The sequence below is a fragment of the Lysobacter sp. genome (assembly GCF_035655815.1).
Lineage (GTDB): Bacteria > Pseudomonadota > Gammaproteobacteria > Xanthomonadales > Xanthomonadaceae > Lysobacter_J.
On sequence record NZ_DASRTS010000064.1, the window covers coordinates 1 to 14,400 of the forward strand.

10 protein-coding genes are annotated in these 14,400 nt (G+C 67.6%); 8 read left to right on the forward strand and 2 right to left on the reverse strand.

What is annotated here, in order from left to right; translation table 11 throughout:
* Nucleotides 1-44 precede the first annotated feature (44 nt).
* The 8 genes from VFE83_RS16895 to VFE83_RS16930 all read left to right on the forward strand — a co-directional run bounded on the left by VFE83_RS16895 (nucleotide 45) and on the right by VFE83_RS16930 (nucleotide 10,736).
* A complete protein-coding gene (locus VFE83_RS16895; RefSeq protein ID WP_324908303.1) occupies nucleotides 45-824 on the forward strand; it encodes a ParA family protein in 780 nt (259 codons plus the stop codon).
* A gap of 68 nt (nucleotides 825-892) precedes the next feature.
* The gene (locus VFE83_RS16900; protein WP_324908305.1) at nucleotides 893-2,023 is read left to right on the forward strand and encodes a chemotaxis protein CheW; all 1,131 of its coding nucleotides are present in this window, start codon (nucleotides 893-895) and stop codon (nucleotides 2,021-2,023) included.
* A 493-nt stretch (nucleotides 2,024-2,516) separates the two neighbouring features.
* The gene (locus tag VFE83_RS16905; protein WP_324908307.1) at nucleotides 2,517-2,801 is read left to right on the forward strand and encodes an STAS domain-containing protein; all 285 of its coding nucleotides are present in this window, start codon (nucleotides 2,517-2,519) and stop codon (nucleotides 2,799-2,801) included.
* A 39-nt stretch (nucleotides 2,802-2,840) separates the two neighbouring features.
* The gene (locus VFE83_RS16910) at nucleotides 2,841-3,206 is read left to right on the forward strand and encodes a response regulator (protein ID WP_115844924.1); all 366 of its coding nucleotides are present in this window, start codon (nucleotides 2,841-2,843) and stop codon (nucleotides 3,204-3,206) included.
* 124 nt (nucleotides 3,207-3,330) lie between these two features.
* Nucleotides 3,331-5,328 (forward strand): chemotaxis protein CheA, encoded by a 1,998-nt coding sequence (locus VFE83_RS16915; RefSeq protein ID WP_324908312.1) that lies wholly within the window; start codon nucleotides 3,331-3,333, stop codon nucleotides 5,326-5,328.
* Nucleotides 5,329-5,495: 167 nt separating this feature from the next.
* Nucleotides 5,496-5,978 carry a chemotaxis protein CheW gene (locus VFE83_RS16920; RefSeq protein ID WP_324908314.1) on the forward strand — a complete coding sequence of 161 codons (483 nt, stop codon included), beginning with the start codon at nucleotides 5,496-5,498 and terminating at the stop codon, nucleotides 5,976-5,978.
* 218 nt (nucleotides 5,979-6,196) lie between these two features.
* A complete protein-coding gene (locus tag VFE83_RS16925) occupies nucleotides 6,197-8,005 on the forward strand; it encodes a methyl-accepting chemotaxis protein (protein WP_324908316.1) in 1,809 nt (602 codons plus the stop codon).
* Nucleotides 8,006-8,459: 454 nt separating this feature from the next.
* Entirely contained in the window at nucleotides 8,460-10,736 is a 2,277-nt protein-coding gene (locus tag VFE83_RS16930) for a methyl-accepting chemotaxis protein (protein WP_324908319.1), read from the forward strand.
* 725 nt (nucleotides 10,737-11,461) lie between these two features.
* Here VFE83_RS16930 and VFE83_RS16935 read toward each other — a convergent pair.
* Both VFE83_RS16935 and VFE83_RS16940 read right to left on the reverse strand, forming a co-directional pair.
* Entirely contained in the window at nucleotides 11,462-12,565 is a 1,104-nt protein-coding gene (locus VFE83_RS16935) for a hypothetical protein (protein WP_324908321.1), read from the reverse strand.
* A 173-nt stretch (nucleotides 12,566-12,738) separates the two neighbouring features.
* The gene (locus VFE83_RS16940; RefSeq protein WP_324908323.1) at nucleotides 12,739-14,358 is read right to left on the reverse strand and encodes a ShlB/FhaC/HecB family hemolysin secretion/activation protein; all 1,620 of its coding nucleotides are present in this window, start codon (nucleotides 14,356-14,358) and stop codon (nucleotides 12,739-12,741) included.
* Nucleotides 14,359-14,400: the final 42 nt, after the last annotated feature.

Here is a 14,400-nt window from a genome sequence, read left to right on the forward strand (position 1 = left end):
GCCGCGGCTAAGCGTTCCTCCACCACCCCACCGGGAGCGGGCTGATGCGCGCCTGGGCTATTGCCAACCAGAAGGGCGGCGTCGGCAAGACCACGACGTCGCTGTTGCTCGCACGCGGACTGGCCACCAGCGGCCACCGCGTGCTCCTGCTCGACCTGGACCCGCACGCGTCGCTGACGCGCGCGTTCGAGGTACCGGTCGACCCACCGCCGTCGGGCACGCACGACCTGTTCAACGGCAGCAGCGCAAGCCTGCTGGAACTGGCGCGCTACACCGAGATTCCCGATCTGCAGCTGGTCGCGGCGCAGGCCGCGCTGGCGACGCTGGAGCGCCGCGGCGCGACGCAGCCGGGCCTGGGCCTGGCGCTGGGTCGCGCCCTGCACACCGTGCGCGAGATCTACGACTACGTGCTGATGGACTGCCCGCCGACGCTGGGCCTGCTGATGGTCAACGCGCTGGCCGCGGCCGATCGCCTGATCGTGCCGACCCAGACCGACCCGCTGGCCCTGCACGGCCTGGCCGACATGCTGCGCACCGCGGAGATGGTGGAGCGCTCGCGCCGCCGTCCGCTGCCGCGCCACGTGCTGCCGACGCTGTTCGACCGCCGCACCCGCACCGGCGTGCAGAGCCTTTACGAACTGCAGGACCGTTACGGAGACCGCGTCTGGCCGCACGCCGTGCCGATGGACACGCGCCTGCGCGACGCCGCCGCACTGGTGCGCGCCGAACCGCCGGACGGCCGCGGCGTGGACATGTACCGCCGCGCGCTGAAGTGGCTGCTGGAAACCGAAGCCGCCGGCGACCAGCGTCGCGAGGCCGCCTGAGTGGCCCGCGCCTTGCATCGCGTGTCGTGCACCTGCCGGTGACGACGCAGGACTGATCGGATTCCCCCATGAACCAACCGGCCATCGACGCCTATCTCGACGAACTGCTCGACCTGACCGTCGAAACGGTGGCGCCTGCGCCGGTCGCGGCCAACGCGCCCGCAGTCGAACCGATCGCAGCGAAGGTAGAGATCCCGCCGGAACTGCTGGCCGAACTGGACTCGGATCCGCTGTTCGCCGGGCAACCGGCGACGCACGCACCGGTCGAAGCCGGCATCGAAGCAGCCGTTGCCGAAGTGCCGTCCGCGGCTGCCGCCGTCGAGATTCCGGCAGACCTGCTGGCCGAACTCGACTCCGACCCGCTGTTCGCCGCGCAGGCACCGCAGGCCGCGTCGGCGGCGCCGGCGATCTCGGCCGATCTGCTGGCGGAACTGGACTCGGATCCGTTGTTCGGCACTGCGCCGACGCCCACGCCTGCAGCCTCCGCGGCCATCCCGCACGACCTGCTGGCCGAACTCGATTCGGACCCGCTCTTCGCCGCCGCACTCACGCCCACGCCGGCAGCCTCCACGGCCATCCCGCACGACCTGCTGGCCGAACTCGATTCGGACCCGTTGTTCGGCGCCGCGACGGAAGCGCCGAAGCCAGCCGCTCCACACCCGGCACCGGTCGTTGCGCAGCCGCCTGCCGCGCCGGTCGCGAGGCCCGTTGCCGCGGCGCCGGTTGCCGCCAAGACGACCGGCCTGCGGCCGATGGACCTCACGCCGCCGGCGCTACCGCCGTCGGTCACCACCACGCATCGCTGGTTGCGCGTGGCCGTCGGCCTGGACAGCTACGCCGTCGAACTGCTGCGCGTGCAGGAAGTCGGCCGCACCGCGCCCATCGTCGCCATGCGCGGCGCCGCGCCGTCGGTACTCGGCGCGATGAACCTGCGCGGCCGCATCGTCCCAGTGTTCGACCTGGGCCTGTGGCTGGGCACCGGCGCGGTGGTTCCGGACGAGCGCGCGCGCATCGTCGTGGTGGAACGCGACAACGAGCTCATCGGCGCACTGGTCTCCGCGGTGGACGACGTGGTGACGCTGGGCCCGGAACGCATCGAACCCCCGCTGATGGCCAGCCCGTCGCGTGCCATCGTCGGCGTCGCCCGCGTCACCGCCAAGCCGACGGTGCTGCTGGATGCGAATGCCCTGTTCGGGTGAGAAGCGAATCCTCCCCGACCCTCCTTTTCCAAAGGAGGGAGCACAGCGTGGATTTCGACAACGCAACCGGCTGCTGCATGCCCCCGCTCACTCCGGTTCTCCCCCTTTGGAAAAGGGGGGACACAGGGGGATTCGCTCCACCGCCCAAAGCAAATCCTCCCCGGCCCTCCTTTTCCAAAGGAGGGAGCACAGCGTGGATTCCGACAACGCATCCCGCTGCTGCATGCCCCCGCTCACTCCGGTTCTCCCCCTTTGGAAAAGGGGGACACAGGGAGATTGGCTTCATCGCCCAAAGCAAATCCTCCCCCGGCCCTCCTTTCCAAAGGAGGGAGCACAGCGTGGATTCCGATAACGCAACCGGCTGCTGCATGCCCCGCTCACCCGGCGGTTCTCCCCCTTTGGAAAAGGGGGATACAGGGGGATTCGCTCTCCGCTCAAGTCCTCCCGTCCTGCGCCGTTATCCCAAACGAATGACCACGGCCGCACGAACGCCATGAACGCACTGCCACTTCCCGCCGACCTCGGCATCGAACACGTCAGCGACCTGCAGGCCGCGCTGCGTGCGCACCTGGACGACGCCGAACCGCTCTCGCTGTCCGGCGACCGCGTCGAGCGCGTCCACACCGCGGGCCTGCAGATGCTGCATGCCTTCGTGCGCGAACGCGCCGCGCTGGGCCGCAAGACCGTCGTCACTGACGCCTCGCCGGTGCTCGCCGACGCGGCCCGCCAGCTCGCGATCGCCTGCAGCCTCGGCGTCGACGTTCCGTCGGCGGCCTGACCGCATCCCTTCCAACCACCTCAATCAGAAGCCGCCACGATGTCCAAGAACCTGCTGATCGTCGACGACTCCACCTCCATGCGGCAGATGGTCGCCTTCGCCCTGACCGGCGGCGGCTTCAACGTGCGCGAAGCCGAGGACGGCCAGGCCGCGCTCGACGTCGCCAAGACCCAGCGCTTCGATGCGGTGGTGACCGACGTGAACATGCCGCGCATGGACGGAATCGAGCTGATCCGCCAGCTGCGCCAGCTGCCCGACTATCGCTTCACGCCGTTGCTGATGCTCACCACCGAATCCGGCGGCGACAAGAAGGCCGAGGGCAAGGCCGCCGGTGCGACCGGTTGGCTGGTCAAGCCGTTCGACCCGGAACAGCTGCTGGCGACCGTCCGCAAGGTTCTTGGCTGAGGCCAGGGGAGAGTGGAGAGGAGTGAGAAACGCGTCAGAGCATCTCTGCTGACGTCACTCCACTCCTGACCTCTTCCCGCTTTCGCTCCCTCTCTCCTCACTTCTCTCCACTCTCCACTCGCCCATGGACATCACCCGCTTCCACGCCGCGTTCTTCGAGGAAAGCCGCGAAAACCTGGACGCCATGGAAGCGGGCCTGCTCGCGATGGAATCCGGTTCGGCCGACGGCGAGACCATCAACGTCGTCTTCCGCGCCGCGCACTCCATCAAGGGCGGTGCGGCCACGTTCGGCTTCACCGCCATCAGCGAGCTGACCCACCAGCTGGAAACACTGCTGGACGAAGCCCGCAGCGGCCGCCGCCAGCTCGACGCCGGCGCGATCGGTGCGTTGCTGGTAGCAGGCGATTCGCTGCGCGGCCTGCTGGGCGCGGCCGAGCACGGCGACCCGATCGACGAGGCCGGCCTCAAGCGTGCGCACGACGGATTGGCGAAAATGATGGGCCGTGAGCCTTCGGCCACTGCCAGCCAGCCCGCCGCCGCGAGCCAGCCCGCCACCGGCCAGTGGCGCATCGGTTTCAAGCCGGCGCCGTCGATGTTCCTCAGCGGCAACGACCCGCTGCGCATCCTGCGCGAGCTGGGCAGCCACGGCGAACTGGGCGTCACCTGCCTGGACAACACGCTGCCGGCGTTCTCCGAACTGGACCCGTACGAGGCCTACCTCGCGTGGGACCTGATGCTGCCCGGCAGCGTGCCGCGCAGCGCCATCGACGAAGCCTTCGCATGGGTCGAGGACCAGTGCGAACTGGCGATCGAGGCCATTCCCGCCACGTCCGCCGTCGCGCCGCCGCCTGCACCGCTGCCCGCCGGCGAGCACGCCGACAACGTGGTCGCGCTGGAAACGCGCGGCGACGCGCGCAAGAGCGCCGGCAACGACAACGCCGACACGTCCATCCGCGTAGCGGTCAACAAGGTCGACGCACTGATCAACCTGGTGGGCGAACTGGTCATCACCCAGGCCATGCTGCGCCAGCGCTCCACGCAGCTGGACCCGGTCGCCAACGAGCTGCTGCTGTCGGGCCTGGAACAGTTGGATCGCAACACCCGCGACCTGCAGGAAGCGGTGATGGGCGTGCGCATGCTGCCGGTGGAGTTCGCCTTCAGCCGCTTCCCGCGCATGGTCCGCGACCTGGCCGCGCGCCTGGACAAGAAGGTCCGCCTGCGCACCAGCGGTGAAGCCACCGAGCTGGACAAGGGCGTGATCGAGAAGATCGTCGATCCGCTGGTGCACCTGGTGCGCAACGCCATCGATCACGGTCTGGAAATGCCGGCCGAGCGCCGCGCCGCGGGCAAGGACGAGACCGGCACCATCAGCCTCAACGCGCAGCACCAGGGCGGCCATATCGTCATCGAGATCAGCGACGACGGCCGCGGCCTGGACCGCGACCGCATCCTGCGCAAGGCCGCCGAACGCGGCCTGCCGATCGGCGACAACCCGACCGACGCGCAGGTGTGGGACCTGGTGTTCCACCCGGGCTTCTCCACCGCCGAACAGCTCACCGACCTGTCCGGCCGCGGCGTCGGCATGGACGTGGTGAAGAAGAACATCGCCGCGCTGGGTGGCCAGGTGGAAATCCGTTCGAAGAAGAACGCCGGCACCACCGTGTCGATCCGACTGCCGCTGACGCTGGCGATCCTGGACGGCATGACGGTGTCGGTGGGCGGCGAAGTGTTCATCCTGCCGCTCAACGCGGTGGTCGAATCGCTGCAGCCCGCCACCGGCGACGTGCGCACCATCGCCGGCGATGCGCGCGTGCTGCGCGTGCGCGAGGACTACCTGCCGCTGCTCGACCTGGCCCGCCAGTACGGGCTGTCCAGCGCCACGCGCAACGACGCCAGCGGCAACACGGCGATCGCGGTGGTGGTGGAAGCCGACGGCCAGCGCCTGTCGCTGGAAGTCGACGAACTGCTCGGCCAGCAGCAGGTGGTGGTGAAGAACCTCGAAGCCAACTACCGCCGCGTGCAGGGAATTTCCGGCGCGACCATCCTCGGCGACGGCCGCGTCGCCCTGATCGTCGACGTCGGCGGCCTGGTGCAGGCGCAGCGGATGCCGGCAGCGGCGTAACAGGCAGACAGAAACATGAGCCCTCCCCCTGCTTGCAGGAGGAGGTCGGGAGGGGGTCGTGAGGCGCGAAGCGCCGAGCGTGGCCGCAGTGGACTTCAACCCTCCCCAACCCTCCCCTGCAACCGCAGGAGAGGGAGCAGAAGCAGAACGAGACGACGAGAACCGACATGAACCACGACACCACCACCATCGAATCGGCCGACGAATACCTGACCTTCGCCCTGGGCGAAGAGGAATACGGCGTGGAGATCCTGAAGGTCCAGGAGATCCGCGGCTACGACACCGTGACCCGCCTGCCCGACGCACCGGACTACATCAAGGGCGTGATCAACCTGCGCGGCACCATCGTGCCGGTCATCGACATGCGCCTGAAGTTCCGCCTGGCCAAGGCCGAGTACAACGCGCTGACGGTGATGATCGTGCTGAACGTCGCCGACCGTGTCGTCGGCATGGTGGTGGACAGCGTGTCCGACGTGGTGCGCCTGGACGCCGAGCAGATCCGGCCGGTGCCGGAAATCGGCGCGACCATCGACCGCCAGTTCATCACCGGCATCGGCACGCACGGCGAACGCATGCTGATCCTGCTGGAAATCGAGCGCCTGATGACCAGCGCCGAGATGGGCCTGGTGGCGCACGCACACGCCGCCTGACCGCTCGTCCGGCTTCGCGCTCCACGCCTCACCACGTTCCAAGCCAGCTGGGCGCCGCTCCTCCGGGAAGGCGTCCGTGCAAGCCGCGTTGCAAAGTCCCACCCAAGGTCCGCCGTCCCCTGGGCGATCTTCCGTGAGTCCCCAAATCAACGCAGTACCAGCGCCGTGCGGATTGCACGGCGCGTCGATTTGAGCCACAAGGAAACGAGGATCCGACGATGACCATTGCTGCCACGCAGCCGTTCGTTGCTGCACCCGCTCCGCAAAGCACGCCGTCGCTGTGGCGACGCATCCAGGCACTGTTCCGCTCCGCTCAAACGCCCTCGCCCGCCGCGAACGCGCGACTGGCCGACCTGGAAGGCCAGGTCGCCGCCATCCACCGCGTGCAGGCGGTGATCGAGTTCGATCTCGACGGCACTATCCTGCACGCCAACGAGAACTTCCTGCAGACGATGGGTTACCGGCTGGACGAGATCCAGGGCCGGCACCATCGGATGTTCACCGATCCGGCTTACGCGCAAGGCGACGAGTACCGCGCGTCCTGGGCCAAGCTGGCGCGTGGCGAGTTCGACGCCGGCCAGTACCGGCGCGTCGGCAAGAACGGTCGCGAGGTGTGGATCCAGGCCTCGTACAACCCCGTGTTCGATTCGATGGGGCGCGCGCGCAAGGTGGTGAAGTTCGCCACCGACATCACCGCGCAGAAGATGCAGGCCGCGGACTTCGCCGGGCAGCTGGCGGCGATCAGCAAGTCGCAGGCGGTGATCGAGTTCGACCTCACCGGACGCATCCTTTCGGCCAACGAGAACTTCCTCGCCACGATGGGCTACACGCTGGAGGAAGTGCGCGACCGGCACCATTCGATGTTCGCCGAGGAGGACTACCGCCGCAGCGCCGGATATCACGAATTCTGGGCCAAGCTCGGACGCGGCGAATACGATGCGGGCGTCTACCGGCGCCTGGGCAAGGACGGCCGCGAGGTGTGGATCCAGGCCTCGTACAACCCGATCTACGACATGAACGGCCGCCCGTTCAAGGTGGTCAAGTACGCCACCGACATCACGGCGCAGGTACGCGACACGCAGGCGCTGCAGCACGCCGTGGCACAGACGCGCGAAGTCGTCGGCGCCGCGCGCGATGGCGACCTCACCCGTCGCATCGACACCGCGGGGCAGACCGGTTCCATCGCGGAACTGTGCGCCGGCATCAACGCGCTGGTCGAGACCATGGCCGGCATCCTCGGCCAGATCAAGGTGGCCGCCGACACCATCGGCATGGGCGCGCGCGAGATTGCCTCGGGCAACAGCGACCTGTCGCAGCGCACCGAATCGCAGGCGGCCTCGCTGGAGGAAACCGCAACGTCGATGTCCGTGCTGACCGGCACGGTGCGACAGACCGCAGACAACGCGCGCCAGGCCAGCGAACTGGCCACCGGGGCGACGCGCGTGGCCGCACGCGGTGGCGACGCGGTTCACCAGGTCGTGTCCACGATGACGCGCATCAGCGAGTCGTCGAAGAAGATCGCCGACATCATCGGCGTGATCGACTCCATCGCGTTCCAGACCAATATCCTGGCGCTCAACGCCGCGGTGGAAGCCGCCCGCGCCGGCGAACAGGGCCGCGGCTTCGCGGTGGTCGCCAGCGAAGTGCGCACCCTGGCGCAACGTTCGGCCAGCGCCGCAAAGGAGATCCGCCAGCTGATCGGCGACTCGGTGGAATCCGTAGGCACCGGCACCCGCATGGTGGAAGACGCCGGCCGCACGATGGACGAGATCGTCGCCAGCGTGAAGCGCGTGGCCGACCTCGTCACCGGCATCAGCGCCGCCGCGCTTGAGCAGAGCTCCGGCATCGAGCAGATCAACCAGGCCGTCGCGCAGATGGACGAAAGCACGCAGCAGAACGCGGCCCTGGTCGAAGAAGCCTCCGCCGCCGCGCGCAGCATGGACGAGCAGGCGGCGCAGCTGATGAAGACCGTCTCGGCGTTCCGCCTTGTAGCGCATGCGCCGTTGCGTGCGGTAGCGACGGTCTGATCCGTAATCCTGCGCAGGCGACGCACCACGGCCCTGCATGCCCTGCCCACTCAACAGCTCGTCGACCCCTACGAGCGCGGGACGGGGCCAGCTGCACGCCTCTGCTCTTAGGTCGTCATCCCGGCGAAAGCCGGGATCCATCTTGCCGTCGCTCTTAGCTCGTCATTCCCGCGAAGGCGGGAATCCAGGGCCTTTTCACGCTTTCTCGATGCGATGGAGCAACAACAGCCAAAGCGGCGGACACGCGAGCGATGAAGCATAAAAGTCCATGGATTCCCGCCTTCGCGAGGACGATGAGCAGCAGCAATTGCCAACGAGCCTCCAAAACGCAACCCACTTTGCACTTCCTGTTTGCTGAACAGGCGCTACACCAAAAGTCGACCTCCAACAATCGCAAACGCAGCCGATATGGAAAGCAAGACGCACGCCGCGTCGAGTACTTCTGGTGCCTTCCATGCCGACCGCAACTTCGCTGTTCCGTTTCTCCTCCCTGACGCTGCGCGCCAAGTTCACCTGGATGATCGCCGTGCTCGCGCTCGGGCTCATCGCGCTCACCGGCATTGCCGTGCAGCGCAACTACTCCAGCCAGATCGACTTCGAGCGCGCCCGCCTGCATCAGCGCGTCGCCGCCGCCATGACCGTGGTGCAGCGGTACGCCGACATGGCGAAGGCCGGCACGCTGCCCGAAGACGTCGCCAAGCGCGAAGCGCTGAAGGTCATCGGCACGCTGCGCAGCAAGGACGGCACCGATTACCTGTGGATCAACGACGAGCATCCGCGGATGCTGATGCACCCGCATCAGACCAACCTGGTCGGCAAGGACCTGACCGATTTCATCAGCGCCGACAACAAGCGCATCTTCGTCGAGATGGTGAAGACCGCGCGCGACGGCGGCGGCTTCGTCGACTACGAGTGGCCCAAGCCCGGCGTGGAAGGTCCGGTGCTGAAGATCTCCTACGTCGCCCGCCAGCCGCAATGGGGTTGGGTCGTGGGCAGCGGCGAATACACCGACGACATCGCGGCGCGTGCGTGGCAGTTCGCGCGCGTGCTGCTGCTGGCGGCGTTCCTCGCGCTGGGCGCCGTGGTGTTGCTGAGCGTGATGATCTCGCGCAGCATCGCCGGTTCGGTGCGCCGCGCCACGCATGCCGCACGCGAAATGGCCGATGGACGCTTTGAACTGGACCTGCACGCCGATAGCACTGGCACGCCGCGCGACGAGATCGGCCAGCTGCTGCAGTCGCTGGAACGCATGTGCGACCGCCTCAACGGCTACTCCGCCGCGCAGGGCGAGATGGCGCGCCGCCATGACGAAGGCCAGATCAGCTTCCGCATCGACGAGAGCGCGTTCCCGGGTGCATACGGCCGCATGGTGCGCGAGACCAACGGCCTGGTCGCCTCGCACATCGATTCGATTCAGTCCGCGCTGCAGATCATGGAGCGTTACGCGGTGGGCGACCTGAGCCAGGACATGGAGCGCCTGCCCGGCGAGAAGGCGGTGCTCACGCACACCATGGATTCGGTGAAGGTCAACCTGCAGGCCATCAACGCCGAGATCAAGCGCCTGGCGGCCGCGGCCGCCGACGGCGACTTCGCGGCGCGCGGCGATGCGGAGCGCTTCCAGCACGATTTCCGCGCAATGGTCGACACGCTCAACCGCCTCATGTCCACCGCGGACGAGAACCTGGCCGCGCTGTCGACGCTGTTGCGCGGCGTCGCGCGCGGCGACCTCAGCCAGCGCATGCACGGCGACTACCGCGGCGTGTTCGCGCAGATGAGCGTGGACGCCAACGAGACCGTCGATCGCCTGGCGGAGATCGTCGGACAGATCCGCGAGGGCACCGACGCGATCAGCAGCGCGGCTGCCGAAATCGCCGCGGGCAACAACGACCTGTCGCAACGGACCGAGTCGCAGGCGGCCTCGCTGGAAGAAACCGCCTCGTCGATGGAAGAGCTGACCAGCACGGTGCGGCAGAACGCCGACAACGCGCGCCAAGCCAACCAGCTGGCGCAGACGGCGGCGGAAGTGGCGGGCAACGGTGGCGCGGTCGTGAGCAAGGTCGTCGAGACCATGAGCGCGATCAACGAGTCCTCGCGCCGCATCGGCGACATCATCGGCGTGATCGATTCGATCGCCTTCCAGACCAACATCCTGGCATTGAATGCCGCGGTGGAAGCCGCGCGCGCCGGCGAGCAGGGCCGCGGTTTCGCGGTGGTGGCCTCCGAAGTGCGCTCGCTCGCACAACGCTCGGCCAATGCCGCCAAGGAGATCAAGCAGCTGATCACCGACTCGGTGGTGGAAGTCCAGCACGGCACCAGGCTGGTGGACCACGCAGGCCAGACGATGGAGGAAATCGTCACCAGCGTGCGCAAGGTGACCGACATCATCGCCGACATCTCCGCCGCTTCGCAGGAACAGAGCGCCGGCATCGAGCAGGTCAACCAGGCCATCACCCAGATGGACGAAGGCACGCAGCAGAACGCCGCGCTGGTGGAAGAAGCGTCCGCCGCCGCACGCAGCCTGGAGCAGCAATCCGAACAGCTGGTGCAGACGGTGGCGGTGTTCCGCCTCTCGGACACGGTGCAACCGACCGCACGTGCGACCGCACCGGTGATGGAGCATCCGAAGGCGCTCGTGCCGCGTCCGAAGTCCACCGTCCGCACGCCGGTGGTGCCTGCACGCAACCTGCGCGCACCGGCCGCGAACAGCGATCGCGAGTGGCAGGAGTTCTGACGAAGGGATACTGCGGGCGCCTTCGCTCCTTCTCTCTCCGGGAGAAGGCGCCCGCGGGTGTCGGATGCCGATGCCGCGCTGTAGCGACACCTCGCGCCATTGCTCGTAATCCCGGCGCAAGCCGGAGTCTGTTTTTGCTGTTGCTCGTCATCCCGTGAAGGCTCGGATCCATCTTGCGGTTGCTCGTCATCCCCGCGAAGGCGGGGATCCAGGGACTTTTCACGCTTTACCGGTTGCCTTTGAACGGCAACAGCCACGCCCGTACAAGCTCGGAGGAAGCTCCTTCCTGTTGCTATCCAACCCAGGCGATAGCGAGAGCAAAGACAAAATGGATCCCGGCTTTCGCCGGGATGACGCATGACGGACCAAGACATCGCGGCGGGGCGACGAAGCGTAAAGTCCCTGGATCCCCGCCTTCGCGGGATGACGGATGAGGGCAAACAACAACATGGCTCCCCACCTTCGCGGCGATGACGGGTGAGAGCAAACAACAACATGGATCCCGGCTTTCGCCGGGATGACGAGTAATGGCCCAAAGCATCGCGGCTGGCGACGTCCGGTAAAGCGTGAAAAGTCGCTGGATCCCCGCCTTCGCGGGGATGACGGGCAAGAGCAACAGCAAACATGGATTCCGGCTTTCGCCGGGATGTCGATTCCTTGAGGGCTGAGCCCCTCTCCAGCCGGAGAGGGGCTTACGTTCGCGTCATCAAGCGGTGGTTGCACCTTCAGCGATCGAACCAGGCCTCGTCCGAGGCCTCGCCCTGCGGCAGCGGCCAGAACTCGGCCGTGGCGAGGTCCAGGATGGCGAGTTGTCGGTGAAGGTCGCCTTCGTTCCAGTGCTGCACGAGGACGTGGGTGCCCTGCGCCGACCAGTCGAGGGTCGAGAAGCGCAGCGTCGGATCACGGTGGTTGGTCACCTGCCGTTGCACGCCGGTATCCAGGTCGGCGACGAAAACCTGCGTGAGTTGCAGCGAATCCGGCCACGTACCGACCGTGATAGTGCGGACGAAGGCGAGTTGCCGGCCATCGCTGGAGAACACGGGCGTACCACCGCGACCCAGCGACGTCCGCGTTCCGTCGGCAACATCCAGTCGGATCAACCCGCTTTCGCTGAATTCGTCGTGGAACACCGCCGTGCGCCCATCGGGAGCGATGATGCCGTGCGACTGCTCGTCGAGCCAGGTCTGTGCAAGACGGGTAGCCGAACCGGTCGCAACGTCGACTCGATACACGTCTCCATACCAGGCTTCGCCCAGCCGTCCAGCCGGAGGCGAGGCCGCCACGTACACGCTGTTGCCGTCCGCGGACCACATCGGCGATTGCACGTCGGTGCGTGCGCCGTTGTACTCGGCCACGGCGCAGAACAGTTCGCGCTGTCGCCGCGTCTGCCAGTCGACCACGCGCAGGCAATCCGGCTCGGGATCGCTTGCAGCGGACTCGAAGACGATCAGCGAGCCCGGGCCCCAGACGGGGTTGTGGTCGTCGCGCTGGCCCGATGTGAGTCGACTCACGCGTTCGCCTTGGCGATCGACCACCAGCAACTGGCTCCCCGGGCTTCCGCCGTAGCGGGCGAACACCAGATGCGTGCCGCCGGGCGACCAGCTGGCTTCTGCATCGCGCACCCCGTCCCTGGGCGAGGTCACCTGCGCAAGCGAGATGCCCCATCGATCGGTGACGAACAATGCCTGACTGGATTCGCCCGTCCTCGGATTGATCACATCGCGGCCGAACACGACCGCACTATCGGCGGGCTGGGACTGCGCATGGACCGTTGCGCAGCAGGTCAGCGCCAGCGCAACGGCCAGCGCGCGGAACGACTGGGAATGCATGATGTTCCCTCCAGGATGGGTGACCTGCCCTGTCGGCCGCGGACACTAGCAGCCGGCGGGCGTGAAACCCCTCACCTTCGCGACACCATGCTGAAGCACGAATTCGTGCGTCACGCTTCTCAACGTGCAGCGGACGGCGGCCGCGTGCGGCCGCCATTCCGGAATGTGCAGGCCTACTGCCAGCGTGCGGTCAGGCGGAAATCCACCCGCACCGAATCCTGGTCGTTCAGCACCTCGTCCAGCGGGTGCGACACGTCCACGCTGGCGGAGAACCAGCGCCTCTGCCAGCGGGCGCCCAGGCCCGTACCCATGATGTCCTGCGAACGCGGGAAGTCGCTGTGCACTGCGCCGTAGTCCACGAACACATAGCCGTCGAACGTCTCGCCGAAGCTGCGGTGCAGCTCCGCGTCGAGAAAGTAGCCGCGCGGGCCCGACAGTGCGCCGCGTTCGTAACCGCGCACGCTGCCGACGCCACCGATCTGGAACAGGTTGCCCGATGGCAGCACGTCGTCGTTGCTGTATTGCCAGCCGGAACTCAGGCGCACCAGCCAGGAACTCTGCCCGAGCTTCTGCAGGTAGCCGAAGCCGCCGACCGCGGTGGTGAAGTTGCGCGAGCCCAGCAGCGGTTCTTCCGAACGCAGCCGCGACGCCACCTGCGTCACCGTCCACTCGCGTCCCGGCGAGCGGCGCGAGACGCTGGCGCCCAACGTGAACACCGTCGACTCGGTGTCGGAGATGCGTTCGTCCGCAATGTCCGTGCTCGACTCTGAGCGCCCGGCGGACGCTAGGCCCGACACCAGCCAGGTGCGGTTGGCGATGAACGGCTGCGTGAAATCCAGCGTCATCGATTGCGATTCGCCGGTGATGTCCAGGTCGCGATAGGCACCGTTGACCAGGTTGATCTGGCTGCGCGAATAGCTCAGGCCAAGACGCCCATTTCGGCGGTTGATCAGGCCCGAGTACGAGGCCTGGCCTTCCAGCCCGCCTTCGGCATAGGCGAACGAGGCCGACAGGCGATCGTTGATGCCGGCCAGACCGTTGGCGAAACCCTGCACGCCGATGCGCTCGCGGCCGGTGCTGTCGATGCCGGCGTTGTCGACGAACACGTCCAGATAGCGGCGTTCGACCTCCGTCGCATGCACGACGACGTCGGTGTGGCCCACCTGCGCGCCCGGACGCAGCAGCGCCTGCGCCTGCACGTCGGAAGTGCGGTTCATGTACACCAGGTCGTCGCGCAGCCGCGTGCTGTCCACCACCTCGCCCGGCTGCTGGTGGATGCGCTTGCGGATGAAGCTCTCGCGCGTCTGCGCCTCGCCTTCGATGTGCAACTCGCCGAGGCGTCCTTCGACCAGGTCGACCTGCAGCACGCCGTCGCGGATCGCCTGGCCGCCCAGCATCGCGCGCGCGGTGGTGATGCCGCGCTCCGCATAACGGCGGTTCACGTCAGCCAGCATCTGCTGCAGTTCGGCCATACCCACTTCGCAGCCGGTGTACGGCGCGGCCGCCGCCTGCAGCTCTTCCCGCGTCAGGAACGCCGATGGTGCGAAGCGCACCTCGCGCAGGACGAAACGGACGTCGCCGTCGGCGGATGCAGGCGCCGATGCCGGCGTGTCCGTCACCGGATCCGGCGCGGGCGCCTGCGGCTGCGACTGTTCGCGCTGCAGGTAATAGCGCTCGGTGCGTTGCTCCTGGCTCTGCAGGGTGGATGGCTGCACCGTCTGCGGCGCCGCCATCGCGGTGCCGGCCGACGCGGCCATGAGCAGGCCGAGGGCCGCGCAGGTGTGCTGCTTCATGCTGGAGTTCTTCCCCTGTTCCGTTGCCGCGCCGCGTCCCGT